The organism is Vibrio sp. 1401 (assembly GCF_033340295.1).
Window position 1 is genome coordinate 1 of sequence record NZ_JAWOWF010000900.1, and the last position, 503, is coordinate 503.

1 protein-coding gene and 1 pseudogene are annotated in these 503 nt (G+C 43.5%); both read right to left on the reverse strand.

Annotated elements, in window-relative coordinates; translation table 11 throughout:
- Positions 1-319, reverse strand: a pseudogene (locus R7Z77_RS28785) (zf-HC2 domain-containing protein); the annotation flags it as partial.
- Positions 316-503 (reverse strand): sigma-70 family RNA polymerase sigma factor (locus R7Z77_RS28790; protein ID WP_318137490.1); only part of this gene is annotated, 188 nt, incomplete at its 5' end. The gene R7Z77_RS28790 and the pseudogene R7Z77_RS28785, both read right to left, overlap by 4 nt.

A 503-nucleotide genomic window follows, 5' to 3' on the forward strand; every position in this document is an offset into this window, starting at 1 on the left:
ACAAACCAGCAAAGCGCAATACCGTTTTTGGAAGCTCGAAGCTTATACCTGCAACATTGACGAAAGCTGTATCTTGAATCAACACATTGTCGTTCACAGGTTCTGCGTTAATAATGTCGTTCAACATGTCATCAAACTCAGGTGAATACTCTGATGGACTTTCACTCACTGTGTTTGCTTGACTTGCTTCTACTTGGTTTACATACGCTCGGCACTTTGAGCACGTCTCTAAATGTGTGGCGACCACAAGACCAGAAACCGCATCAATGCTGCCCGAAGCGTATGCTTCTAACAAGTTGTTATCTGGATGTTTGTTCATAGTTGCTCCGTATGCATTGAGTGCCTTAACTTTTCTACTGCGAGTCTTAACCGAGACTTCACCGTGCCCAGTGGTATGTCAAAAAGTTCCGCTACTTGCTGATGTGGCAGTTCTTCGAGATAAACCGCTTGCAATACGTCTCTCTGATTTTTAGGCAAAATATCAAGAAACTTCACCACCTGTT